Below are 23,617 nucleotides of genomic sequence, written 5' to 3'. Positions count from 1 at the left end.
TATGATTAAAAAAATAATTTTAGTAGCATTACTTTTAACAAACTATGTTTTAAAAGCTCAAATAACAGAAATAAATACGTACAAATATCTTGTTGTTGAAGAAAAGTTTGATTTTTTGAAGAAATCAGATCAATATAAAACAAGTTCTTTAACCAAATTTTTATTGAAGAAAAATGGTTTTCAAGTTTTTTTAGAAAATGAAAAATTACCGGAAGAAATTATTAAAAATAAGTGTAAGTCTTTATCCATAAGTGTTCAAGATGAATCTAATATGCTTACTGTAAAAAGTAAAATTATTTTTAAAGATTGTTATGGTAAAATTGTATTTAGTACTGATGTTGGAAAAAGCAAACAGAAAGAATATCAAAAAGCTTATCAAGAGGCCATAAGAAAAGCCTATAATACGATTTCGGAAGATTTACAATACAGTAATAATGCAAAGAAATTAAATAAAACTGTAGAAAAAGTTGCCCCAATAGAGATTGAAAATGATGCCACTGTTGTAAAATTACCAGCACAAAAAGGGAAAAAATTAGTTCAAGAAAATTTAAATACAACTACTACTTTATATGCGCAACCTAAATTAAACGGTTTTCAACTTATAAATACTAAGCCAGAAGTTGTGTTCACGATTTTAAAGACTAACGTAGAAAAAGTATATATTATAAGTAATAGAAACGGAATTTTATATCAAAATAAAGACAATTGGGTGGCAGAATATTATGATAAAGGAGTAATCATTCAAGAATTTTATCAGATAAAATTTTAATAATCATATTTACTTTTCCAACGTTTTTTTAAAAGTTCTCTAAATTGATGTTCTCTTTGATTTGTTCCTGGTTCGTATAATTTCATTCCAGATATTTCTTCAGGTAAGTATTCTTGTTCGGTAAAATTATTAGGATAATCATGAGAATATTTATACTGTTTGCCGTAATCTAAATCTTTCATTAATTTAGTAGGTGCGTTTCTTAAATGTAATGGTATTGACAAGTCTCCAGTTTCTTTAACCAAATTTTGAGCTTTATTTATAGCCAAATAAGAGGCATTACTTTTAGGAGAATTGGCCAAATAAACAGCACACTGACTTAGAATTATTCTAGATTCAGGATTACCAATAACAGATACTGCTTGAAATGTATTGTTTGCCAAAATTAAAGCTGTTGGATTTGCATTGCCAATATCTTCAGAAGCAGAAATTAGTAACCTTCTTGCTATAAATTTAACATCTTCACCACCTTCAATCATTCTTGCTAGCCAATATACAGCAGCATTAGGGTCGCTCCCTCTTATACTCTTTATAAAGGCAGAAATAATATCGTAATGTTGTTCACCAGTTTTATCATATCTAACCGTATTTTTCTGAATTTTCTTTAAAACTAAGCTATTTGTAATTTCAATTTCTTCTTCAGTAGAAACCAGTAAATCAAAAATATTTAAAAGTTTTCTAGCATCACCTCCAGAAACCTGTAGTAATGCATCAGTTTCTTTTAAGGTAATTTTTTTAGTTGATAAAATGGCATCTTTTTTCATAGCCCTATCTAATAAAGCAATTAGATCATTTTTATCAAAAGAATTTAAAATATACACTTGACAACGAGAAAGTAATGCCGGAATTACCTCAAAACTTGGGTTTTCTGTAGTTGCCCCAATTAAAGTTACCCAACCTTTTTCTACTGCACCTAATAAAGAATCTTGCTGAGATTTACTAAATCTGTGAATTTCATCTATAAATAAAATTGGATTTTTTGTAGTAAATAAGCCTCCACTTTTCTTGGCTTTCTCAATAACATCTCTAACGTCTTTTACGCCAGAACTGATAGCACTCAATGTATAAAACGGACGATTAGATTCTGTAGCTATAATATTGGCAAGCGTTGTTTTTCCTATTCCAGGAGGTCCCCATAAAATTAAAGATGGTATTATTCCTTTTTTTATAAGATTCGTTAAAACACCATTTTTGCCTACCAAATGTTGCTGACTAATATAATCTTCTAGCGTTTTAGGTCTAATTCTTTCTGCCAAAGGTTCATTCATGTAGTAAAAATAATAAAGTTTACTGACAGAAGTTGTATAAAGTTTATTTGGTTAGATTTTTGCTTAGTTTAGAATCAATGGATCAAGAAAATCAATTAAAATTTAATCAGTCTATATTTATTATTCCAGCTTTATTAGTTGTTATAATATGGTTTATATATTGGATTGAAATAAAATTAGGACTCAATTTTAATAAATTTGGTGTTTATCCAAGAACATTTAAAGGATTTAGAGGTGTTTTTTTTACACACTTTATACATAGCAATACATCCCATCTTTTCAATAATTCTATACCTTTATTTGTGTTATTAAGCAGTCTTTTTTATTTTTATAAAGATCTTGCCGTCAAAGTATTACTTTTTGGAGCATTTTTCACAGGATTTTTAACTTGGGGTATTGCAAGAGAATCTTACCATATAGGAGCAAGTGGGGTAGTGTATCTACTATTTAGTTTTATTTTTTTTAGTGGAATGATTAGAAAACATTACAGATTGGTTGCGCTATCTTTAATTATTATTTTTTTATATGGAAGTATGATTTGGTATGTGCTGCCTATTAAAGAAGGAATGTCTTGGGAAGGACATTTATCTGGTTTCTTAGTAGGATTGATATTTGCAATTTTATATCGTAAAAAGGGAATGGTAAAAGAAGCGTATCAATTTTCTACAACTGAATTTGATACTTATTTTGATGAAGAAGGTAATTTTAAACCACCTTTAGAAGAGTCAGAAAAAATAATGGTTGAAAATAAAAAAGAGTTCAAATAACAATTTGAACTCTTTTTGACATTATAAATTTGGTTGAGGTGTTGTTCTTAAGTATGGTTTAACTTCTTTATGTCCTTTAGGAAATAAATCAGGAATTTGTTCGTCACTAACAGCAGGAACAATCACGCAATCATCACCATTTTTCCAGTTTGCAGGTGTAGCCACTTTATGATATGCTGTTAATTGTAAAGAATCGATAACTCTTAAAAGTTCTTCAAAGTTTCTACCTGTGGATGCAGGGTAAACAATAATAAGTTTTACTTTTTTATTTGGGTCAATAATAAATACAGATCTAACTGTTAAATTATTATCTGCATTAGGGTGTATCATGTCATATAATGCAGATATCTTTTTGTTCTCGTCTGCTATTATAGGAAAATCTACTGTTGTGTCTTGTGTTTCATTAATATCTTTTATCCAACCTTTATGAGAAGAAAGACCATCAACACTCAAGGCTATAGTTTTTACATTTCTTTTTTCAAATTCATTTTTGTACTTAGCAACAGTTCCTAATTCAGTAGTACAAACTGGTGTATAATCTGCAGGATGAGAAAAAAGTATCCCCCAACTTTCTCCTAACCAATCATGAAAATTAAGTTCCCCTTCAGAAGTTTGTGCTATAAAATTTGGGGCTTCATCACCTAATCTAATTACGCTCATATTTATTTATTTTTGTAAGTTTAATCAAGATATAAAGTTACAAAAAAATAAAAATAGGGTTACTGTAATGCACTGTAGGTCATGTTAAAAAAGAATAAATATTTACCTAAAAATATTGAATTTATAATCTTTGTCTTACAGATTCATATAAAAAAGCACCACAGGCTACAGAGACATTAAGTGATTCTATTTCACCTAATAAGGGTAATTTAGCTTTATAATCTACCATTTTAAGAACGGATGGATTAACACCTCTATCTTCAGAACCCACTACAATTGCTATGGGTTGATTAAAATTGATATCAAAAATAGAGTCATCTGTTTTTTCTGTAGCGGCAACAATTTTTATACCTGATGCTTGAAAAAGATAAAGAGCATCTTTTATATGGTCTACTTTGCAAATTGGTATTTTAAAAGCTGCACCAGCAGAAGTTTTTATAGTTTCAGCATTCACAGGAGCGCTACCGCTTTTTTGTATGATAATACCGTTTACACCAGTACATTCTGCTGTTCTAATAATAGCTCCAAAATTTCGAACATCAGATAATTGGTCTAAAACTAAAAACATTGGATTTTCATCAATATCAACAATACTTTCAATAAGTACTTCTAAATCATAAAACTCAACAGGAGAAATTTGTGCAACAGCTCCTTGATGATTATTATTTTTAGATAATCTATTTAATTTTTCAACAGGGACAGAACTGACAGATATTTTTTTTGATTTTATCAATTTATCCAATTGGTAAAATAAATCACCTCGTAAACCTTTTTGTATGTATATTTTATTAATAGTTGAGCCACTCTCTATAGCTTCTATAATTGCTCTTATTCCAAAAATGTTTGTTGCTTCTGATGTCATGCTGCAAATGTATACTAATTATAAATAAATATATAAAAAAAAACCACCTCTTAGAGGTGGTTTTTTACATTATACTAATATTTTTAAGGTTGTTCAAACCACATAGGAGTAGTTAAAGGTAAACTACTTTCAGGAGAGTTTTCATTAGCTACAATTTCATCTGTAGGATAAGAATATCTTCTAATAATATCAGACAATAAAGCACCAGTAGGTAGTTGAAAATCTGGAACTTTAGTTCTTCTCCAGTGAGTCCAAGCTTCTAGACCTCTTGTAAATAAAGCTACATATTGCTCTTCATTTACTCTTCTAATAGCATCATTTATATTTAATTCAGATATACTTCCTCTAGCTGCTAGATATGCGTCTTTATCTGCTTGAGCTATTTCTCCATTTTCTCCACCAAAAGCACCATCATAAGAATTTAAAGAAGCCTCTAAACCTGCTCTATAGAATGATTGAGCATTTCCGGTAATATAACCTTTTAAAACAGCTTCAGCTAAAAAGAAATTTGTTTCAGCTGCAGTAGCAAAACGGTCTTCTAAATCAGGTCTTATAATATTTAAGCTTATATTAGATATACCAGTTGGGCTAAATACACCTTGGTCTTGCCCTACATATACTCCACCATCTTCTTCATCAAAATATGTCGCCCTTCTAGGGTCATTATTTGCATTCATAAGATTCACCAATGTGCTACCAGCATACCAAAAAGGATTTCTACCTCCTGCAAAGTTATCTAACGTTTGCCATATAGGATTTGACTGACCTACAGTTCCAGGATATCTTAAATAAGCATTTTGAGAATTATCCAAAATTAACAAAGGGTTTGTAGATAAAGCTTGTATCTCAGCAGCTACAGATTGCGGATCTCTATTTGCAATTAACATCAATGCTTTTAATTTAAGAGAGTTAGCAAATCTAATCCAATTATTTCTATCTCCACTGTATATTAAATCAGCATTAGTTACTATATCAGTAGGGCTAGATAAAAGACCAATGGCTTCATCTAATCTACCAACTACACCTCTTAATAAGTCTTCTTGTGCATCAAATCTAGGAAATGGAAATTCTGCTGTTTGAATTGCTTCAGTGAAAGGTGCATCCCCATAAATTTGAGTAATGTGTAAATAAGCAAAAGCTTCAAATACTTTGATTTGTCCAATAGAATTTAAATTAGCTGGCTGGTTTTCTTCAATAAGACCTCTAGCCAAACTTAAATTACGTAAAACACCAGTATATATACCTGTAAAGTTATTACCAATAGTAAATGGGCTTATAGAATATCTTTCAGGGTTTCTAAATACTCCAGCAGAACCACCACTTGCCCATTGTTGAGCTTGAATATTAACAGCATTTAACTCAATAGTTCTATTACTAGACATTTGTAAGAAAAACTGAGGATATAACAAGGAAGCATCAATTCTAGTTGCTGCCAAAGGATCTTCATTAATGTCTAAAGAGCCCTCACAACTAACAAAAGTTATGGAAAATAGCAATAAGACTATTAATTTTATATTGTTTGTTATTTTTTTCATGGATATGTTTTTTTAAAATTTTAAATTTAAATTAAAACCTACACTACTAGAACCAGGTACTGAACCTCTTTCTACTCCTTGTAAGTTACTTGCTGCACCCCCAAGACTTGCTTCAGGATCAACATGAGGAACATCTGATAAGAATATAGCTAAGTTTCTAGCTTGAACTCCTAGTGTTATACCTGTAAAAGGTATTTTTTCTAAATAACTAGAAGGGAAACTATAAGTAAGACTTAATTCTCTCCATTTTAAGAAAGTTGCATCAAAAATATTTCCTTCAGGAACTGTAGCGCTAGCAAAAGCATTCCAGAATGTTTCTGGCGTAGCTTCAATAGTGTTAGGAACTGCATCACCGTTTGCGTCTAACATAAAAGCTTCAGAATCAACGATAGGTGCTCTGTTGTTTGCAGCAGTCTCAGCAGCTACACCGCTTCTTCTTAACTGACCAACTGTGTTAGAAAACATTACACCTCCATGTCTGTAGTCAAACGTACTAGACAGTGTAAAACCCTTATAAGTAAATACAGTTGTTAAACCTGCAGTGAAATCTGGGAAAATACTACCAAAACTTCTTTCTGATCCAGGTGTTCTAAGACCTTGAGCATTTACTAATATTTGATCATCTATATCATTTCCGTCAGCATCTTGAACTCTTGCAAAGCCAGTACCAAAAAGCTCTAATTCTCCTCCTTGAACTGCTCTAACTGATAAACTTGAAAAACCTGTAACTAATTGAAAGTTCTCAAGCCCACCTAAATCAGCAGCTGTAAATTGGTTTGTAGTAAAATTAGTATTTATATTCCAAGAAAAATCATCTGTTCTTATGATTTTTGCACCTAATTCAATTTCTATACCTTCGTTTTCTATTCGCCCTATATTAGTTAAGAAAGCACCAAAACCAGTAGTTTCTGGTGTTGGTAAATTAACAATTTGATCTTTTGTAGAGTTTTTATAATAAGTTGCGTCTACAGTTAATCTGTTGTTAAATAGTCCAAACTCAACACCAAACTCAACATTTGTTTGATTTTCAGCAACTAAATCAGCATCAGGTAATACACCAGCAGAATTGAATGTAACGTTTCCATCAAATGGGAAATTACCTCCAGTACCAAACTGACCAAAGAATCCTGTATCAGGAGTAAAGTTAAATGTAGTTAAAAATGAAGCGGTATCATTTCCTACATTCGCCCAGTTTCCTCTAACCTTTAAATAACTTAAAAAATCAGATTTAATGTCTAAGGCATCACTTAAAACAACACTTGCCGAAACTGAAGGATAAAAGAAGTCTCTATTTTGAATAGGTAAAGTAGAAGAAGAGTCTCTACGACCTGTAAAATTTAAGAAAGCCCAATCCTTGTAGTCTAAACTAACATCTGCAAATACACCAAATATTCTTCTTCTTCTGAAGTCTTTAGTTGGAACATTATCTTCAGCATTTCCTGGAGAGAAAAGATTAGGTACAGTTAAATTTGTTCCTGTGTTTGAAAATCTTTCAAATACTCTTTCATTCCACTGAACACCTGATCTTAATGATAATTTAAAGTCTTCGTTTAGGTCAAAGTTATAAGATGCAATAAAATCTAAAGTTAATTCTCTTTGATTTATTATATCATCTGTAAATCTACCTCTTTCTCTACCCAATGTACCAATTCTATTTACTAGAAGTCTTGTGTCTGTAAAAGTATCATAACCAGCTCTTCCTAAGAAATTTAATCTTTCAATAGGCTCATATTCTAATTGAGAATTTCCAAAAAATCTCTGAACAGTAACTGTAGGTGCATTTTGAAACGCAACAAAAAATGGATTATTTGTCTGTAAACCTACATTATTTAGTTGATTTCCATCATTATCAACAAAGTCTCTAAAGATATTAATGTCAGCTATTCTAGGTAATCCATTAATAATATTAGTCAAAACATTTGGGTCATTAGCTCCTGCTGCTGCAGTTCCTGATATATTAGTTCTAATATAGTTTATGCTAGTTCTAGCTTTTAATTTATCAGATATTGTATAACCTGAATTTACACCAAGATTTGTTCTGTTTAAACCAGAACCAGGAATAATACCTGTTTGGTCATTGTGAGATAAACTGAATCTATAATCAGCAATGTCACTAGCACCTGATATTGCTATAGAATTTACAATCGTAGTTCCTGTTTGATAAAAATCTTCAACATTGTTATTAAATGCTCTAAATGAAGAAGTGGTGCCATCGTAGTTTGTAAATGTTCTTCCTGCACTTACTAAGTCACTAATTCTTTCTCCCCAACCAGCTAAACCTGGGTTACCATTACCAGTAACAGGATCACCATTAATAGGAATAGTAGTATCAGTTACAGGAACACCATTAGCATCTTCTGTACCAAAAGCATATTCATTTTGAAAATCTGGTAAAACTAATGGAGTATCAAATCTGTACGTAGAATTAACTACAACAGAAGCCTTACTTCCTTTTTTTCCTTTTTTGGTTGTAATTAATACAACACCATTTGCAGCTCTAGAACCATATAATGCAGCAGCAGAGGCACCTTTAAGAATTGAAATCGTTTCAATGTCATCAGGGTTAATATCTTGCGCTCTGTTTCCAAAATCAAATCCTCCTGAGATTCTACTACCTGTGGCTGTTTGAGAGTTAGATACAGGAACACCATCAATAACAAATAAAGGTTGTTGATTGCCACCTAATGTAGATATTCCTCTAATTAAAATTCTTTGAGATCCACCTACGTTACCTGATTGATTTTGAATTACAACACCAGAACTTTTACCAGCTAAAGCACTTAATGTACTTGTAGCTCTTACTTCATTTAATTCTGTGGCTTTTAATGTTGTTACTCCATAACCAAGAGATTTAGCTTGTCTTTTAACACCTAATGCAGTTACCACAACTTCATTTAAAACATTAGAATCTTCTTCTAAAATTACATTAAGAGAAGAAGAATTACCAACTTTTTTTTCTGATGGTTTATAACCCAGGTAACTAAAAATTAATGTATCACCTGTTTTAGCTTTGATAGAATATTTTCCGTCAAAATCAGTTTCAGTACCAGTTGTAGTACCCTTAATTAAAACACTAACCCCTGGAAGTGGACCTGATTCGTCAGATACAGTACCAGAAATCGTTTTTTCTTGTGCAAAAGAAATTTGCACGACCAACGCTAAAAAGAGCGTTAAAAATCCATTAAACTTTGTCTTCATTGTATAATTATTTGAATTAATTAATCTCAAAAGTCTTAAATAAAATTTAAATAAACAATTTTTTAACAAAAAAATGAAGTTTAAAATATCACAAATTCTATTTATAATGTTAAAAAATATTTTAAAATGCTATGTTAGAACTACTTTCATAGAACTAGAACTTTTATTATTTTCTTTTTTTATTAAAAAAAATTAACCCAATTAATCAATATTTTGGAATTATTCAGTTTAAATTGATTTTCATTATCATTTCCTAATGCAATTCCTAAATTTATTAAAAACTTTTCATTGGTAAAACGATATCCTACACCAAAACCAATTGGTTTTTGATTTGTCTCATTTAAGAATCCAATATCTGTTATAGTATAAAACAATGAAGTTTCGTTAAGAAGATATCTATATTCGATATTTGTGTAATTATAACTGGCTGTAAAAAACTCCTGTTCGTTAAAGCCTCTCAATGAGTTTACACCTCCAATTCTAAAAAGTTCATTTGTTAATTTATTTTCTGATGTTAAGTGACCAGTTTTATTTTTTAAGAACAGGTAATTTCTATTGTTAATGCTTAGGAGGTAAGATAAAGTTATTTCTAGCTTGAATTGATTCTCTTTAAAATTTGAGTTTCGAACACCGTAAGAAGGATTTACTTCGAATAAAAATTTATTCCCTAGTAGTAAATTTTGTGATTGTTTTTGATGTCTATAAAGTAGACCTATAAAATAGTTGTTAAACGAGTTTATGTTGTCTTCTGAAATCTCCTCAAGTTCTGAAGAGTTTTCAGAAGAATAAGTAATTGCAAGTTGATTTTTAGGATTGAAATTGTATAGAATTTTAGAATCAAATTTTGTGTTCAGAAAAGTTGAGTCTTGTTTATATAAAGTAAAAGATAATTCTGGAGTGAATTTAGATTTAAATAGATAAGGTCTTGTGGTTGATATTTGAAATTCTTGACGTTCATTAGCAATACTATTCCATAGTAGAGAAAATTTTTCTCCTTTATTTAAAATATTATTTAATGTCAAATTAATAGTTCCATTAAATAGCAACCCTTCATCTTCATTAGAAGAAAAATTAATAATTCCATCAAAACTATTGTTTTGTTGTTTTTTTAGGTATAAATATAGTATTGTGGAATCTTTCGTAAAAAGAACTTCTGGCTTCTTTATCTCTTTAATGAAATTTAAATTATTGGATAGGTTAGATATTTCTTCAATCCTTTTCTGATTAAAAATACTGTTTTTTTCTAGACTAAAATAATGCTTAAGAAAAGGTTTTGGAAATTCTTCATAGCCCTTAATAATAGCTCTGTTTATGATTCTTTTCTTAGATTGTATTACATTAAGGTTAGCAAATAATTTTTTTCTTTTAATATTAATATTAGTCAATGAGACTTTAGAGAATGATTTCCCATCATCATCTAGTTTTTGAGTAATGTCTGCTAAAATCGATTGGAGATCTTCAATAGGAATATTTAAAGAGTCGTTTTTAATACTGTTTTTATCAAAATAGTATTGAAGATCTTTTTTAATAAAGACAAAAACATTTTCAATTTTTTCATTTAAAGTAAAATAAGCAACTGTTTTGTTGTCTTTTTTAATGATACTATCTAGAGTGTTTATAAAGTATCCGATATTTTTTAAATACTCAGAGGTCTTTTTAATTTCGTTTAAAATAGAAACGGAATCTTTATGTTTTCTCTTGTAGTTAATTTTTTCTAGAAGAATTGTGTCTTTTTTGTTGCAGCTAACAATAGACAATTGTTTTTCTTGTGATGTTAACTCGTAACAGCTCATTAATAGCAACAAGACATATATATAAGGTGTAAATTTGTTTTTCAAACTTATGTGTTCTTCAGCTTCAAAAGTAATTTAAAATAAGATAGATAAATCTAGAAACCTATCTTTCTAAAAAATAACTTACTGATATTTGAATAATTAGAAATTAATTGTACATTTGCAGACCCTTAAAAATAGGGTAATGTTTAATATAAACGAAAAACAATAATTATTTAGTATGCCAACTATTCAACAATTAGTTCGTAAAGGAAGAACCAAAATAACTAAGAAGAGTAAATCGGCTGCGTTACAAGGAAGTCCACAAAGACGTGGTGTTTGTACACGTGTTTATACTACTACGCCAAAGAAACCTAACTCAGCAATGCGTAAAGTTGCCAGAGTTAGATTGACAAATGGTAATGAGATAAACGCTTACATTCCAGGTGAAGGACACAACTTGCAAGAGCACTCGATAGTATTAGTTAGAGGTGGAAGGGTAAAAGACTTACCGGGTGTAAAATATCACGTAGTTCGTGGTGCTTTAGATACTGCAGGGGTTGAAGGAAGAACGCAACGTAGATCAAAATACGGAGCGAAACGCCCAAAGAAGTAAAATTATTAACTTTTTTAATGTAAAGACATGAGAAAAAGAAGAGCGAAAAAAAGAGAGCTTTTACCAGATCCTAAATTTAATGATCAGTTAGTTACACGTTTTGTGAATAACTTGATGTGGAGTGGTAAGAAATCTGTAGCGTTCAAAGTATTTTATGATGCGATGGATATCATAGAGGAAAAAAAGACTGATGAAGAAAAATCAGCTTTAGAAATTTGGAAAGATGGTTTGTCAAATGTAATGCCTCACGTAGAAGTACGTTCTAGAAGAGTAGGTGGTGCAACATTCCAGATTCCAATGCAAATTAGACCAGACCGTAAAGTATCTATGGCTATCAAATGGATGATTTTATATACTCGTAAGAGAAATGAAAAAACTATGGCTCAACGTTTAGCTGCTGAAATTTTAGCTGCGGCTAAAGAAGAAGGAGCTGCTGTTAAGAAAAGAGTAGATACACACAAAATGGCAGAAGCAAATAAAGCATTCTCACACTTCAGATTCTAAGAAATGGCAAGAGATTTAAAATATACAAGAAATATTGGTATTGCAGCTCATATTGATGCTGGAAAAACCACAACTACTGAGCGAGTACTATATTATACAGGTGTTTCTCATAAAATAGGTGAAGTACATGATGGTGCAGCTACAATGGATTGGATGGAGCAAGAGCAAGAAAGAGGTATTACCATTACTTCTGCAGCTACAACTTGTACATGGCAGTTTCCATTAGAAAATGCAAAACCAACTCCAGATACAAAAGGGTATCATTTTAATATTATAGATACTCCTGGTCACGTAGATTTTACTGTAGAAGTAAATAGATCTTTACGTGTATTAGATGGATTAGTTTTCTTATTCTCTGCTGTTGATGGTGTTGAGCCTCAATCTGAAACAAACTGGAGGTTAGCAGATAACTATAAAGTGCCAAGAATTGGTTTCGTTAACAAAATGGACCGTCAAGGATCTGATTTCTTAAACGTAAATACACAGGTAAAAGAAATGTTAGGTTCTAATGCAGTGCCTATTGTTTTACCAATTGGTGAAGAAGCAGATTTTAAAGGTATTGTTGATTTAGTTAAAAACAGAGCAATTGTGTGGCATGACGAAACACAAGGAGCTACTTTTGATGTAATTGATATTCCAGAAGAATTAAAAGAGGAAGCAAAAGAATATAGAGCTTTGTTAATTGAAGAAGTAGCAAGTTACGATGAGAACTTGTTAGAAAAATTCATGGAAGATGAAGATTCTATTACAGAAGATGAAGTACATGCTGCTTTAAGAGCTGCTGTTATGGATATGGCAATCATACCTATGATTTGTGGTTCTGCATTTAAAAATAAAGGTGTTCAGTTCTTATTAGATGCTGTTTGTCGTTATTTACCTTCTCCTTTAGATAGAGATAATATTGTAGGTACAGACCCTAATACAGGTGATCAAATCACAAGAAAACCAGATGCAAAAGAGCCATTCGCAGCATTAGCATTTAAAATTGCAACAGATCCTTTTGTAGGTCGTTTAGCATTCTTTAGATCTTATTCTGGTAGGTTAGATGCAGGTTCTTATGTGTTAAACAACCGTTCTGGTAAAAAAGAACGTATTTCAAGAATTTATCAAATGCATGCTAACAAGCAAAATGCATTAGATCATATAGAGGCTGGAGATATTGGAGCTGCTGTTGGATTCAAATCTATCAAAACAGGAGATACCTTATCAGATGAGAAACATCCTATTGTTTTAGAATCTATGGATTTTCCAGATCCAGTAATTGGTATTGCTGTTGAGCCTAAAACAAAGGCAGATGTAGATAAGTTAGGTATGGCTTTAGGTAAATTAGCTGAAGAGGATCCAACATTTACAGTAAGAACAGATGAGGCTTCTGGTCAAACGATTATTTCTGGTATGGGTGAGCTTCACTTAGATATTATTGTAGATCGTTTAAAGCGTGAGTTTAAAGTTGATGTAAATCAAGGACAACCTCAAGTTGAGTATAAAGAAGCAATTACAGCTGCTGCAGACCACAGAGAGGTTTATAAAAAGCAATCTGGTGGACGTGGTAAATTCGCAGACATTGTTTTTACAATGGAGCCTGCTGCAGAAGGAGAGCAAGGTTTACAATTTGAATCAATTATTAAAGGTGGTAACGTTCCAAAAGAATTTGTGCCATCTGTAGAAAAAGGATTTAAAGAAGCAATGAAAAACGGTCCATTAGCAGGTTACGAAATGGATTCTATGAAAGTTACTTTAAAAGACGGTTCTTTCCACCCTGTAGATTCTGATCAGTTATCATTCGAATTGGCTGCAAAAATGGGTTATAAAGCTGCTGCAAAAGCTGCAAGAGCTAAAATAATGGAGCCTATTATGAAGCTGGAAGTCTTAACTCCAGAAGAAAACATGGGAGATATCGTAGGTGATTTAAACAGAAGAAGAGGTCAAGTATCAGACATGTCTGATAGAGCTGGCTCTAAAGTTGTAAAAGCTACTGTACCATTATCAGAAATGTTTGGTTATGTAACGTCATTAAGAACAATGTCTTCTGGTAGAGCAACATCTACGATGGAATTTTCTCACTACGCAGAAACGCCATCTAACATTTCTGAAGAAGTAATAGCGGCAGCAAAAGGATAATCTACTAAATAAGAAAACGATGAGTCAAAAAATTAGAATAAAATTAAAGTCTTACGATTACAATTTAGTAGACAAATCTGCTGAAAAAATCGTAAAAACGGTAAAAAGTACTGGAGCTGTAGTAAATGGTCCAATACCACTACCAACACATAAAAAGATTTTTACTGTATTACGTTCACCACACGTAAATAAAAAATCTAGAGAGCAATTTCAATTAGCAGCTTACAAAAGGTTGTTAGACATTTATAGTTCTTCTTCAAAAACTATTGATGCTTTAATGAAATTAGAATTGCCTTCTGGAGTAGAAGTAGAAATTAAAGTATAAGTAAATTTGATATTAACTTTCGGTTTAATTTTGTTAAACCGAAAGTTTTTTATACTTTTGCAGCCCGAAATAGAGTAGGGTGAAGCTGTTTTTAGTAGACAGCAACATGTCCAGAGCGTTTCGCAAAGGAAAAACGGTAAAAACAAATTCAGTGTAGAAAGTGTTTTTGCGCTGTTTTTTTTGAGTGAAATTCAAAGGATTTAAACGAAACATTTGTTTCAAAATAAGAATTATTAATAATAGACGCGCTGGAAAGAATTCTATACGTCTAAAATTTTAACTAAATGTCTGGGTTAATAGGAAGAAAAATTGGAATGACTAGTTTATTCGATGAGAACGGGAAGAATATTCCTTGTACTGTTATTGAAGCTGGTCCTTGCGTTGTTACCCAAGTCAGAACCGAAGAGGTTGACGGATACAATGCGTTACAACTTGGTTTCGATGACAAAAAGGCGAAGAGTTCTAACAAATCGTTAGACGGTCACTTTAAAAAAGCTGGCACCACTGCTAAAAAGAAAGTTGTTGAATTTCAAGGGTTTGAAGAAGAGTACAAATTAGGAGATGCTATCACAGTAGAACATTTTACTGAAGGTGAATTTGTTGATGTTTCTGGTGTTTCAAAAGGTAAAGGTTTTCAAGGTGTAGTAAAACGTCACGGTTTTGGTGGGGTTGGACAAGCTACTCATGGTCAACATAACCGTTTAAGAGCTCCAGGTTCTATTGGTGCTGCTTCTTATCCTGCAAGAGTGTTCAAAGGAATGCGTATGGCAGGAAGAATGGGTGGAGAAAAAGTGAAAGTACAAAATTTAAAAGTGTTAAAAGTGGTTGCTGAAAAGAACCTACTTGTTGTTAAGGGAGCTATTCCTGGTCATAAGAACGCTTTTGTAACTATTCAGAAATAATGAAAGTAGCAGTTTTAGATATTACAGGAAAAGATACAGGTAGAAAGGTTGAGCTTTCTGCTGATGTATTTGGAATAGAGCCTAATGATCATGCTATTTATTTAGATGTTAAGCAATACTTGGCTAATCAACGTCAAGGAACGCATAAATCTAAAGAAAGAGCTGAAATAGCTGGTTCTACAAGAAAAATAAAAAAACAAAAAGGGACAGGTACTGCAAGAGCGGGATCAATTAAGTCTGGTGTTTTTAGAGGAGGAGGACGTATGTTTGGTCCAAGACCAAGAAATTATTCTTTCAAATTGAATAAAAACTTAAAGCGTTTGGCACGTAAATCAGCTTTAAGTATACAAGCAAACGAAAAGAATTTAGTTGTTGTTGAAGATTTTAATTTTGAAACACCAAAAACTAAAAACTTTGTTAATGTATTAAAGGCTTTAGAGCTTGATACAAAGAAGTCATTGTTTGTTTTAGGTAATGAGAATACAAATGTGTATTTATCATCACGTAACTTAAAGAACTCTAAAGTTGTAAAAGCTTCAGAAATTAATACATATGGTGTTTTAAATGCTAATAAAGTAGTAATTACTGAAAGTTCTTTAGAAGGTATTAACTCAAACTTAAGTAAATAGGGATATGAGTATTTTAATAAAGCCTATTATCACGGAAAAAGCAACAAACGATAGCGAATTATTTAATCGTTATGCATTTGTTGTAGATAAAAATGCTAACAAAGTAGAGATTAAAGGAGCTGTAGAGGCTGCTTATGGAGTTTCTATTTCTAGTGTCAAAACGTTGAACTATCCAATTCAAAGAAATACGAAGTATACTAAAAAAGGATTAGTAACAGGTATCAAAAGCGGATATAAGAAAGCAATAGTGCAGTTAGCAGAAGGAGAAAGTATTGATTTTTATAACAATCTTTAAGAAAAGACACAATGTCAGTTAGAAAATTAAAACCAATAACACCAGGTCAGCGTTTTAGAGTTGTAAATGGGTTCGACACCATAACAACTGATAAGCCGGAGAAAAGTTTGCTTGCTCCGAAAAAAAGATCTGGAGGTCGAAACAGTCAGGGTAGAATGACAACTCGTAATATAGGAGGTGGTCATAAACAAAGATACCGTATTATCGATTTTAAAAGAGATAAAAATGGTATTCCTGCTACAGTAAAAACTATAGAGTATGATCCAAATCGTACTGCGTTTATCGCGTTACTTAGTTATGCTGATGGAGAGAAGCGTTATGTAATTGCTCAAAACGGTTTAAAAGTAGGTCAAACTATTGTTTCAGGAAGTGGTATAGCTCCAGAAATAGGAAATGCGATGCCATTAAGTGAAATTCCTTTAGGAACTACAATTTCATGTATAGAGTTGCGTCCAGGGCAAGGTGCTGTTATGGCACGTTCAGCAGGTTCTTTTGCACAATTAATGGCAAGAGATGGTAAGTATGCAACAGTTAAATTACCTTCTGGTGAAACTCGATTAATCTTGTTGACTTGTATGGCAACTATAGGAGTAGTTTCTAATTCAGATCATCAATTATTAGTATCTGGTAAAGCGGGTAGAAGAAGATGGTTAGGTAGAAGACCTAGAGTAAATGCTGTAAGAATGAACCCTGTTGATCACCCAATGGGAGGTGGTGAAGGACGTTCTTCAGGAGGTCATCCAAGATCAAGAAATGGTATCCCTGCAAAAGGATTCAAAACTAGATCTAAGACTAAAGCTAGTAATAAGTACATTATCGAACGTAGAAAGAAATAATTAAGTTATGGCAAGATCATTAAAAAAAGGACCTTACATTCACTATAAATTAGAGAAAAAAGTGTTGGCTAATGTAGAATCTGGTAGCAAATCTGTAATCAAAACTTGGTCAAGAGCAAGTATGATATCACCAGATTTTGTAGGTCAAACAATCGCTGTTCATAATGGACGTCAGTTTGTACCAGTTTATGTTACAGAAAACATGGTAGGGCATAAATTAGGCGAATTTTCACCAACTCGTTCTTTTAGAGGACACGCTGGTGCAAAAAATAAAGGAAAAAAATAAGTAGGAAATGGGAGTTCGTAAAAAAAATATGGCAGATCAGTTAAAAGCAGATAGAAAGCAACGCGCTTTCGCTAAGCTTACTAACTGTCCTACATCACCAAGAAAAATGCGTTTAGTAGCAGATCAAGTAAGAGGTGTTGAAGTTGAAAAAGCTTTACAAATCTTAAAATTCAGTCCTAAAGAAGCGTCAAGAAACTTAGAAAAATTGTTATTGTCTGCAATAGCAAATTGGCAAGCTAAAAATGAAGATGCATCTATTGAGGATGCTGGGTTATTTGTGAAATCTATTTATGTAGACAGCGCAGGAATGTTAAAAAGATTAAGACCAGCTCCACAAGGTCGTGCACACAGAATACGTAAGCGTTCTAATCACGTTACTTTAGAGTTAGGTAGTAAAAATTTAAGTAATTAATCAAAGTAGAAATGGGACAAAAAACTAATCCAATAGGAAATCGTTTAGGAATCATCAGAGGTTGGGAATCTAACTGGTATGGTGGTAATGACTACGGAGATAAAATTGCTGAAGATGATAAGATAAGAAAGTATATTAATGCTAGATTATCTAAAGCAAGTGTTTCTCGAGTAATTATAGAGCGTACTTTAAAACTTGTAACCGTTACTATTACAACTGCACGTCCAGGAATCATTATTGGTAAAGGAGGTCAAGAAGTAGACAAGTTAAAAGAAGAGCTTAAAAAAATTACAGGTAAAGAAGTTCAAATTAATATTTTCGAAATTAAACGTCCAGAATTAGATGCAAAATTAGTTGCAACTAGTATAGCACGCCAAATTGAAAATAGAATTTCATACAAAAGAGCTATAAAAATGGCTATTGCTGCTACAATGCGTATGAATGCTGAAGGAATTAAAGTTCAGATATCAGGACGTTTAAACGGAGCTGAAATGGCACGTTCAGAGCACTATAAAGAAGGTAGAATTCCTCTTTCTACTTTTAGAGCTGATATAGATTATGCGCTTGTAGAATCTCATACTACTTATGGAAGAATAGGTGTAAAAGTATGGATTATGAAGGGTGAGGTGTATGGTAAAAGAGAATTGTCTCCATTAGTTGGCTTGTCTAAAAAGCAAGGTGGTAATAAAGGTGGTGGTGATAGATCTAAACGTCAACCTCGTAGAAGAAAATAATTTTTAAATTAGAAATTAAAAATGTTACAGCCAAAAAGAGTAAAATACCGTAAGGTACAGAAGGCGAAAGGGAATATGACAGGTAATTCTCAAAGAGGAAACCAACTTTCTAACGGAATGTTTGGAATCAAATCTTTAGACCAAAACCTATTAACCTCTCGTCAAATAGAAGCAGCTCGTATCGCGGCAACTCGTCATATGAAAAGAGAAGGTCAGTTATGGATTAAAATATTTCCAGACAAGCCTATCACTAAAAAGCCTCTAGAGGTTCGTATGGGTAAGGGTAAAGGAGCACCAGATCATTTTGTTGCAGTTATTAAACCAGGTAGAATTTTGTTTGAAGTAGGTGGTGTGCCTCTTAAAGTAGCGAAAGAAGCTTTACGTTTAGCAGCTCAGAAACTTCCAGTAAAAACGAAGTTTGTAATCGCAAGAGATTTTGATATTAACGCATAATTCGATATACAATGAAACAATCAGAAATTAAAGAATTATCTACAGCAGATCTTAATGAAAAATTGGGAGCGTTGCAAAAGAATTATACTGATCTTAAAATGGCTCACGCAATCACTCCATTAGAGAATCCATTGCAGTTGAGAAGTTTAAGAAGAACTGTAGCAAGAATTGCAACAGAATTAACAAAAAGAGAATTACAATAATTCTATAGTCAGTTTTAAAGATGGAAAAAAGAAATCTTAGAAAAGAGAGAATAGGTGTAGTTTCAAGTAGCAAAATGGAGAAATCTATAGTTGTATCAGAAACAAAAAGAGTAAAGCACCCAATGTACGGTAAGTTCGTTTTAAAAACGAAAAAGTATGTTGCACACGACGAAAAGAATGATTGCAACGAAGGTGATACTGTTAGGATCATGGAAACAAGACCTATGAGTAAATCTAAACGTTGGAGATTAGTAGAAATCCTAGAAAGAGCTAAATAATATGTTACAGACAGAATCAAGATTAAAAGTAGCAGACAATACTGGAGCTAAAGAAGTTTTAGTTATTAGAGTTTTAGGAGGTACAAAAAAACGTTACGCAAGTATTGGAGACAAGATTGTTGTATCTGTTAAATCTGCAACTCCTAACGGAACTGTAAAAAAAGGTCAAGTATCTAGAGCAGTTGTTGTAAGAACAAAAAAAGAAGTAAGACGTAAAGATGGATCTTATATCAGATTTGATGATAATGCTTGTGTGCTTTTAAATCCTACAGAGGAGATGAGAGGTACTCGTGTATTTGGTCCAGTTGCTCGTGAGCTTCGTGAGAAACAATTCATGAAAATAGTATCATTAGCACCTGAAGTGCTTTAAATCATTATACAAAAATGAAGAAGTTCAAATTAAAATCAGGAGATACTGTAAAAGTAATCGCAGGAGATCACAAAGGGTCTGAAGGAAAAGTTTTACAAATCATTAAGGATAAAGATAGAGTATTAGTAGAAGGTGTGAACTTAGTTTCTAAGCATACAAAACCAAGTGCTCAAAATCCTCAAGGTGGTATTGTAAAAAAAGAAGCATCATTGCATATTTCTAACGTTATGTTGGTAGAAGATGGTGTGGCTGTAAGAGTTGGTTATAATGTTGATGGAGATACTAAAACTAGAATCTCTAAAAAAACTAAAAAATAAGAGTAATCATGAGTTACGTACCAAGATTAAAAGCAGAATACAAAGAAAGAGTAATAAAAGCTCTTACTGAAGAATTCAGTTATAAAAATGTAATGCAGGTGCCAAAATTAGAAAAGATAGTAGTTTCTAAAGGTGTTGGTGCTGCAATTGCAGATAAGAAATTAATAGATTATGCTGTAGAAGAGTTGACTAAAATTACTGGTCAAAAAGCAATTTCTACGATGTCTAAAAAAGACGTTGCATCATTCAAATTACGTAAAGGAATGCCAATTGGTGTAAAAGTTACGTTAAGAGGTGATAAAATGTATGAGTTTTTAGATAGGTTAGTTACTGCTTCTTTACCTCGTGTAAGAGACTTTAACGGTATAAAAGCTAATGGATTTGATGGAAGAGGTAATTACAATTTAGGTATTACTGAACAAATCATCTACCCAGAGATTAATATAGACCAAGTGAAAAAAATCAATGGTATGGATATTACATTTGTAACATCTGCCGATACTGATAAAGAAGCGAAGTCGTTATTAGGAGAATTAGGTTTACCATTCAAAAAAAAATAAGAAATGGCTAAAGAATCAATGAAAGCTCGCGAACGTAAGAGAGCAAAAACAGTTGCAAAATATGCTGAAAAGAGAAAAGCTTTAAAAGAAGCTGGAGACTATGAAGCATTGCAGAAATTACCAAAAAATGCTTCACCAGTAAGAATGCATAACAGATGTAAATTAACTGGTCGTCCAAAAGGATATATGAGACAATTTGGTATTTCTCGTGTAACGTTTCGTGAAATGGCTAATCAAGGTTTAATACCAGGTGTTAAAAAAGCAAGTTGGTAGAAATCTAAAATTAAATCTTAAAAATAAAAATAGAATGTGTACATTTGCACGCTCTATTTTTTTTGAGTATAAGAATTTTAACTGATTATAGGTTCAATTTTCACAGTATAAACTGTAGGTAAATAGAGATAATTGAAAACCGTAATCGCAATTTAAATAAATATGTATACAGATCCAATCGCGGATTTTCTTACAAGAGTAAGAAATGCTATCGCAGCAGGACACAGAGTAGTAGAAATTCCAGCTTCAAACTTGAAGAAGGAAATGACTAAAATTTTGTTTGATCAAGGGTATATTTTAAGTTATCAATTTAATGATGAATCTGTACAAGGTACCATTAAAATAGCTTTAAAATATGACAGAGAGACAAAAGAGTCAGTAATTAGAAAAATCCAACGAATCAGTACACCAGGTTTACGTAAATACGTTGGCTCTAAAGAGATGCCAAGAGTATTAAACGGACTTGGAATAGCTATTGTTTCTACATCTAAAGGTGTAATGACAAACAAAAAAGCGCGTCAAGAAAATGTTGGAGGAGAAGTTTTATGTTACGTTTATTAAAAACCTTGAAAGATGAGTAGAATAGGAAAAAATCCCGTTAGCATCGCACAAGGTGTAGATGTAAGCATAAAAGAAAACGTAATTACAGTAAAAGGAAAATTAGGAGAGTTAACTCAAACTATATCCGAAGGAATTACAGTAAAAATTGAAGATGCACAAATTGTATTAGAAAGAGCATCAGAAAGTAAAGACCATAAGGCTCAACATGGATTAATGAGAGCTTTAATCAATAACATGATTGAAGGAGTATCTAAAGGTTGGACTAAAGAATTAGAATTGGTAGGTGTGGGTTATAGAGCATCTAATCAAGGACAGAAATTAGATTTAGCTTTAGGTTTTTCTCATAATATTGTTTTAGAATTGGCTCCTGAAGTTAAAGTTGAAACAGTGTCTGATAAAGGGAAAAATCCAATCGTTAAGTTAACTTCTTTTGATAAACAATTGGTGGGACAAGTAGCTGCGAAAATTAGAGGTTTCCGTAGACCAGAACCATACAAAGGTAAAGGAGTTAAGTTTGTAGGTGAAGTATTAAGAAGAAAAGCAGGAAAATCTGCATAAGATATAGCATTATGGCATTATCAAAATTACAGAGAAGAGCTAGAATTAAGCGTAGAATCAGAAAGATTGTTTCTGGTACAGCTGCAAAACCAAGATTATCGGTTTACAGAAGTAATAAAGAAATTTACGCTCAATTAGTAGACGATGTAAACGGAGTAACATTAGCTTCAGTTTCATCAAGAGATATAAAAGCAAGTACAAAGGCAGAGGCTTCTGCAGTGGTTGGAAAAACCATTGCTGAAAAAGCTACAAAAGCTGGAGTTGAAACAGTTGCTTTCGATAGAAATGGTTATTTATACCATGGTAGAGTTAAAGTATTAGCAGATGCTGCAAGAGAAGCTGGTTTAAAATTTTAAGAAATTATGCAAGGTTATAAAAACGTAGAAAGAGTTAAACCAAGCGGATTAGAGCTTGTAGATAGATTAGTAGGTGTACAACGTGTAACTAAAGTAACAAAAGGTGGTAGAGCATTTGGTTTTTCTGCTATTGTAGTTGTTGGTGATGGTAACGGAGTTGTTGGACATGGATTAGGAAAGTCTAAAGATGTTTCTTCAGCAATAGCAAAAGCAGTTGAAGATGCAAAGAAAAATTTAGTAAGAATACCAATTTTAGAAGGTACATTACCACATGAGCAAAAAGGTAAATTTGGTGGAGCAAAAGTATTCATCAAACCTGCATCTCCTGGTACAGGGGTTATTGCTGGTGGTGCAGTACGTGCAGTTTTAGAATCTGTAGGAGTACATGATGTATTATCTAAATCTCAAGGTTCTTCTAACCCTCATAATGCAGTGAAAGCAACTTTTGATGCTTTATTACAATTACGCAGCGCAACTGCAATTGCAAAGCAAAGAGGAATTTCTTTGGAAAAAGTATTTAACGGATAAATCTAAAAGAGATGGCAAAAATTAAAGTTACACAAGTAAAAAGTCAAATCGGGCGTTTAAAGAATCAAAAGAGAACTTTAGAAGCATTAGGTTTACGTAGATTAAACCAAACTGTTGAGCATGAGGCAACTCCATCAATTGTTGGTATGGTAAATAAAGTTTCACATTTAGTTTCTGTAGAGAAATTAAAATAAGATATTTAAAATGAGTAGTTTACATAACTTAACACCAGCAGAAGGATCTGTAAAAAAAGGGAAAAGAATCGCACGTGGTGAAGGTTCTGGTCACGGAGGAACTTCTACAAGAGGTCATAAAGGGGCTAAATCTCGTTCAGGTTATTCTCGTAAAATTGGTTTTGAAGGTGGTCAAATGCCTCTTCAAAGACGTGTGCCAAAATTTGGTTTCACAAACATCAATAGAAAAGAATACCAAGGAATCAACTTAGATAAATTACAATCTCTAGTTGATAGTGGTAAGGTTAAAGATACAGTTACATTAGAAGATTTAGTAACAAATAGATTAGCTAGTAAAAACGACTTAGTAAAAATATTAGGTGGTGGTGAATTAAAAGCTAAATTAAACATAACTGTACATAAATTTACAGCATCAGCAAAAGCTGCTATAGAAGCAACTGGAGGAGAGGCTGTTACATTATAAGACTTTGTAAAT

General features: G+C 32.2%; 32 protein-coding genes. 26 read left to right on the top strand and 6 right to left on the bottom strand.

Features of this window, described 5'->3' with window-relative positions; translation table 11 throughout:
• The first annotated feature begins 1 nt into the window (after position 1).
• Positions 2–769 carry a hypothetical protein gene (locus DUT90_RS05160; RefSeq protein ID WP_114426030.1) on the top strand — a complete coding sequence of 256 codons (768 nt, stop codon included), beginning with the start codon at positions 2–4 and terminating at the stop codon, positions 767–769.
• On the opposite strand, the gene DUT90_RS05155 is transcribed toward DUT90_RS05160, so the two are convergent.
• Complete coding sequence (locus tag DUT90_RS05155) at positions 766–2,037, bottom strand: replication-associated recombination protein A (protein ID WP_114426028.1); 1,272 nt, start codon at positions 2,035–2,037, stop codon at positions 766–768. The genes DUT90_RS05160 and DUT90_RS05155 overlap by 4 nt on opposite strands.
• 77 nt (positions 2,038–2,114) lie before the next feature.
• On the opposite strand from DUT90_RS05155, the gene DUT90_RS05150 reads away from it, so the two are divergent.
• Positions 2,115–2,804, top strand: coding sequence for a rhomboid family intramembrane serine protease (locus tag DUT90_RS05150; protein WP_114426027.1), 690 nt, complete (start codon positions 2,115–2,117; stop codon positions 2,802–2,804).
• A 21-nt stretch (positions 2,805–2,825) separates the two neighbouring features.
• Here the strand turns inward: DUT90_RS05150 and DUT90_RS05145 are convergent, their stop codons facing one another.
• The 5 genes from DUT90_RS05145 to DUT90_RS05125 all read right to left on the bottom strand — a co-directional run bounded on the left by DUT90_RS05145 (position 2,826) and on the right by DUT90_RS05125 (position 10,897).
• On the bottom strand, positions 2,826–3,464 hold the full coding sequence (locus tag DUT90_RS05145; RefSeq protein WP_114426025.1) for a peroxiredoxin: 639 nt from the start codon (positions 3,462–3,464) through the stop codon (positions 2,826–2,828).
• A gap of 121 nt (positions 3,465–3,585) precedes the next feature.
• On the bottom strand, positions 3,586–4,326 hold the full coding sequence (rlmB, locus tag DUT90_RS05140) for a 23S rRNA (guanosine(2251)-2'-O)-methyltransferase RlmB (RefSeq protein WP_181858144.1): 741 nt from the start codon (positions 4,324–4,326) through the stop codon (positions 3,586–3,588).
• An 83-nt stretch (positions 4,327–4,409) separates the two neighbouring features.
• Positions 4,410–5,861 (bottom strand): SusD/RagB family nutrient-binding outer membrane lipoprotein, encoded by a 1,452-nt coding sequence (locus DUT90_RS05135; protein WP_114426021.1) that lies wholly within the window; start codon positions 5,859–5,861, stop codon positions 4,410–4,412.
• A gap of 12 nt (positions 5,862–5,873) precedes the next feature.
• Positions 5,874–9,059: a SusC/RagA family TonB-linked outer membrane protein gene (locus tag DUT90_RS05130; RefSeq protein WP_114426019.1), complete on the bottom strand. Its 3,186-nt coding sequence runs from the start codon at positions 9,057–9,059 to the stop codon at positions 5,874–5,876.
• Positions 9,060–9,241: 182 nt separating this feature from the next.
• Positions 9,242–10,897 carry a hypothetical protein gene (locus DUT90_RS05125; protein WP_147266196.1) on the bottom strand — a complete coding sequence of 552 codons (1,656 nt, stop codon included), beginning with the start codon at positions 10,895–10,897 and terminating at the stop codon, positions 9,242–9,244.
• A gap of 175 nt (positions 10,898–11,072) precedes the next feature.
• Between DUT90_RS05125 and rpsL the strand changes: the two genes are divergently transcribed.
• The 24 genes from rpsL (at position 11,073) to rplO (ending at position 23,605) form a co-directional block, all read left to right on the top strand.
• Positions 11,073–11,447, top strand: a complete 375-nt coding sequence (gene rpsL, locus DUT90_RS05120; protein ID WP_015482216.1) for a 30S ribosomal protein S12 — start codon at positions 11,073–11,075, stop codon at positions 11,445–11,447.
• Between the two features lie 27 nt (positions 11,448–11,474).
• The gene (rpsG, locus tag DUT90_RS05115) at positions 11,475–11,951 is read left to right on the top strand and encodes a 30S ribosomal protein S7 (protein ID WP_114426016.1); all 477 of its coding nucleotides are present in this window, start codon (positions 11,475–11,477) and stop codon (positions 11,949–11,951) included.
• Between the two features lie 3 nt (positions 11,952–11,954).
• Complete coding sequence (gene fusA / locus DUT90_RS05110; RefSeq protein ID WP_114426014.1) at positions 11,955–14,072, top strand: elongation factor G; 2,118 nt, start codon at positions 11,955–11,957, stop codon at positions 14,070–14,072.
• Positions 14,073–14,091: 19 nt separating this feature from the next.
• Positions 14,092–14,397 (top strand): 30S ribosomal protein S10, encoded by a 306-nt coding sequence (gene rpsJ, locus DUT90_RS05105; protein WP_068363283.1) that lies wholly within the window; start codon positions 14,092–14,094, stop codon positions 14,395–14,397.
• A 284-nt stretch (positions 14,398–14,681) separates the two neighbouring features.
• A complete protein-coding gene (gene rplC / locus DUT90_RS05100; RefSeq protein ID WP_114426012.1) occupies positions 14,682–15,299 on the top strand; it encodes a 50S ribosomal protein L3 in 618 nt (205 codons plus the stop codon).
• Entirely contained in the window at positions 15,299–15,928 is a 630-nt protein-coding gene (gene rplD / locus DUT90_RS05095; RefSeq protein ID WP_114426010.1) for a 50S ribosomal protein L4, read from the top strand. Before rplC ends, rplD begins: the two co-directional genes overlap by 1 nt.
• 4 nt (positions 15,929–15,932) lie before the next feature.
• On the top strand, positions 15,933–16,223 hold the full coding sequence (gene rplW / locus DUT90_RS05090) for a 50S ribosomal protein L23 (protein WP_114426008.1): 291 nt from the start codon (positions 15,933–15,935) through the stop codon (positions 16,221–16,223).
• Positions 16,224–16,234: 11 nt separating this feature from the next.
• Complete coding sequence (gene rplB, locus DUT90_RS05085; RefSeq protein ID WP_114426006.1) at positions 16,235–17,059, top strand: 50S ribosomal protein L2; 825 nt, start codon at positions 16,235–16,237, stop codon at positions 17,057–17,059.
• 7 nt (positions 17,060–17,066) lie between these two features.
• Complete coding sequence (gene rpsS, locus DUT90_RS05080) at positions 17,067–17,345, top strand: 30S ribosomal protein S19 (RefSeq protein WP_114426004.1); 279 nt, start codon at positions 17,067–17,069, stop codon at positions 17,343–17,345.
• Positions 17,346–17,352: 7 nt separating this feature from the next.
• Entirely contained in the window at positions 17,353–17,757 is a 405-nt protein-coding gene (gene rplV, locus DUT90_RS05075) for a 50S ribosomal protein L22 (protein WP_114426002.1), read from the top strand.
• Between the two features lie 11 nt (positions 17,758–17,768).
• The gene (gene rpsC / locus DUT90_RS05070; RefSeq protein WP_114426000.1) at positions 17,769–18,491 is read left to right on the top strand and encodes a 30S ribosomal protein S3; all 723 of its coding nucleotides are present in this window, start codon (positions 17,769–17,771) and stop codon (positions 18,489–18,491) included.
• Between the two features lie 21 nt (positions 18,492–18,512).
• A complete protein-coding gene (gene rplP / locus DUT90_RS05065) occupies positions 18,513–18,944 on the top strand; it encodes a 50S ribosomal protein L16 (RefSeq protein WP_114425999.1) in 432 nt (143 codons plus the stop codon).
• Between the two features lie 11 nt (positions 18,945–18,955).
• The gene (gene rpmC / locus DUT90_RS05060) at positions 18,956–19,147 is read left to right on the top strand and encodes a 50S ribosomal protein L29 (protein WP_114425997.1); all 192 of its coding nucleotides are present in this window, start codon (positions 18,956–18,958) and stop codon (positions 19,145–19,147) included.
• 20 nt (positions 19,148–19,167) lie between these two features.
• Entirely contained in the window at positions 19,168–19,425 is a 258-nt protein-coding gene (gene rpsQ / locus DUT90_RS05055; protein WP_091891527.1) for a 30S ribosomal protein S17, read from the top strand.
• Position 19,426: 1 nt separating this feature from the next.
• Positions 19,427–19,795 carry a 50S ribosomal protein L14 gene (gene rplN / locus DUT90_RS05050; protein WP_015482230.1) on the top strand — a complete coding sequence of 123 codons (369 nt, stop codon included), beginning with the start codon at positions 19,427–19,429 and terminating at the stop codon, positions 19,793–19,795.
• Between the two features lie 14 nt (positions 19,796–19,809).
• The gene (gene rplX / locus DUT90_RS05045; protein WP_114425995.1) at positions 19,810–20,112 is read left to right on the top strand and encodes a 50S ribosomal protein L24; all 303 of its coding nucleotides are present in this window, start codon (positions 19,810–19,812) and stop codon (positions 20,110–20,112) included.
• An 8-nt stretch (positions 20,113–20,120) separates the two neighbouring features.
• Positions 20,121–20,672, top strand: a complete 552-nt coding sequence (gene rplE / locus DUT90_RS05040) for a 50S ribosomal protein L5 (RefSeq protein WP_114425993.1) — start codon at positions 20,121–20,123, stop codon at positions 20,670–20,672.
• A gap of 3 nt (positions 20,673–20,675) precedes the next feature.
• Entirely contained in the window at positions 20,676–20,945 is a 270-nt protein-coding gene (gene rpsN / locus DUT90_RS05035; protein WP_068363324.1) for a 30S ribosomal protein S14, read from the top strand.
• Between the two features lie 162 nt (positions 20,946–21,107).
• Complete coding sequence (gene rpsH, locus DUT90_RS05030; RefSeq protein ID WP_114425991.1) at positions 21,108–21,506, top strand: 30S ribosomal protein S8; 399 nt, start codon at positions 21,108–21,110, stop codon at positions 21,504–21,506.
• Between the two features lie 12 nt (positions 21,507–21,518).
• Complete coding sequence (gene rplF / locus DUT90_RS05025; RefSeq protein WP_114425989.1) at positions 21,519–22,064, top strand: 50S ribosomal protein L6; 546 nt, start codon at positions 21,519–21,521, stop codon at positions 22,062–22,064.
• An 11-nt stretch (positions 22,065–22,075) separates the two neighbouring features.
• Positions 22,076–22,420, top strand: a complete 345-nt coding sequence (gene rplR / locus DUT90_RS05020) for a 50S ribosomal protein L18 (protein WP_114425987.1) — start codon at positions 22,076–22,078, stop codon at positions 22,418–22,420.
• A 3-nt stretch (positions 22,421–22,423) separates the two neighbouring features.
• Complete coding sequence (rpsE, locus tag DUT90_RS05015; protein WP_114425985.1) at positions 22,424–22,948, top strand: 30S ribosomal protein S5; 525 nt, start codon at positions 22,424–22,426, stop codon at positions 22,946–22,948.
• A gap of 11 nt (positions 22,949–22,959) precedes the next feature.
• Positions 22,960–23,142 (top strand): 50S ribosomal protein L30, encoded by a 183-nt coding sequence (gene rpmD, locus DUT90_RS05010; protein ID WP_114425983.1) that lies wholly within the window; start codon positions 22,960–22,962, stop codon positions 23,140–23,142.
• 10 nt (positions 23,143–23,152) lie between these two features.
• Positions 23,153–23,605, top strand: coding sequence for a 50S ribosomal protein L15 (rplO, locus tag DUT90_RS05005; RefSeq protein ID WP_114425981.1), 453 nt, complete (start codon positions 23,153–23,155; stop codon positions 23,603–23,605).
• Positions 23,606–23,617: the final 12 nt, after the last annotated feature.

Origin of the sequence: Polaribacter sp. WD7, assembly GCF_003335085.1 — a bacterium.
Classification (GTDB): Bacteria; Bacteroidota; Bacteroidia; order Flavobacteriales; family Flavobacteriaceae; genus Polaribacter.
The sequence above is the reverse complement of the archived record's forward strand: the minus strand, read 5'-3'. Positions and strand labels throughout refer to the sequence as shown.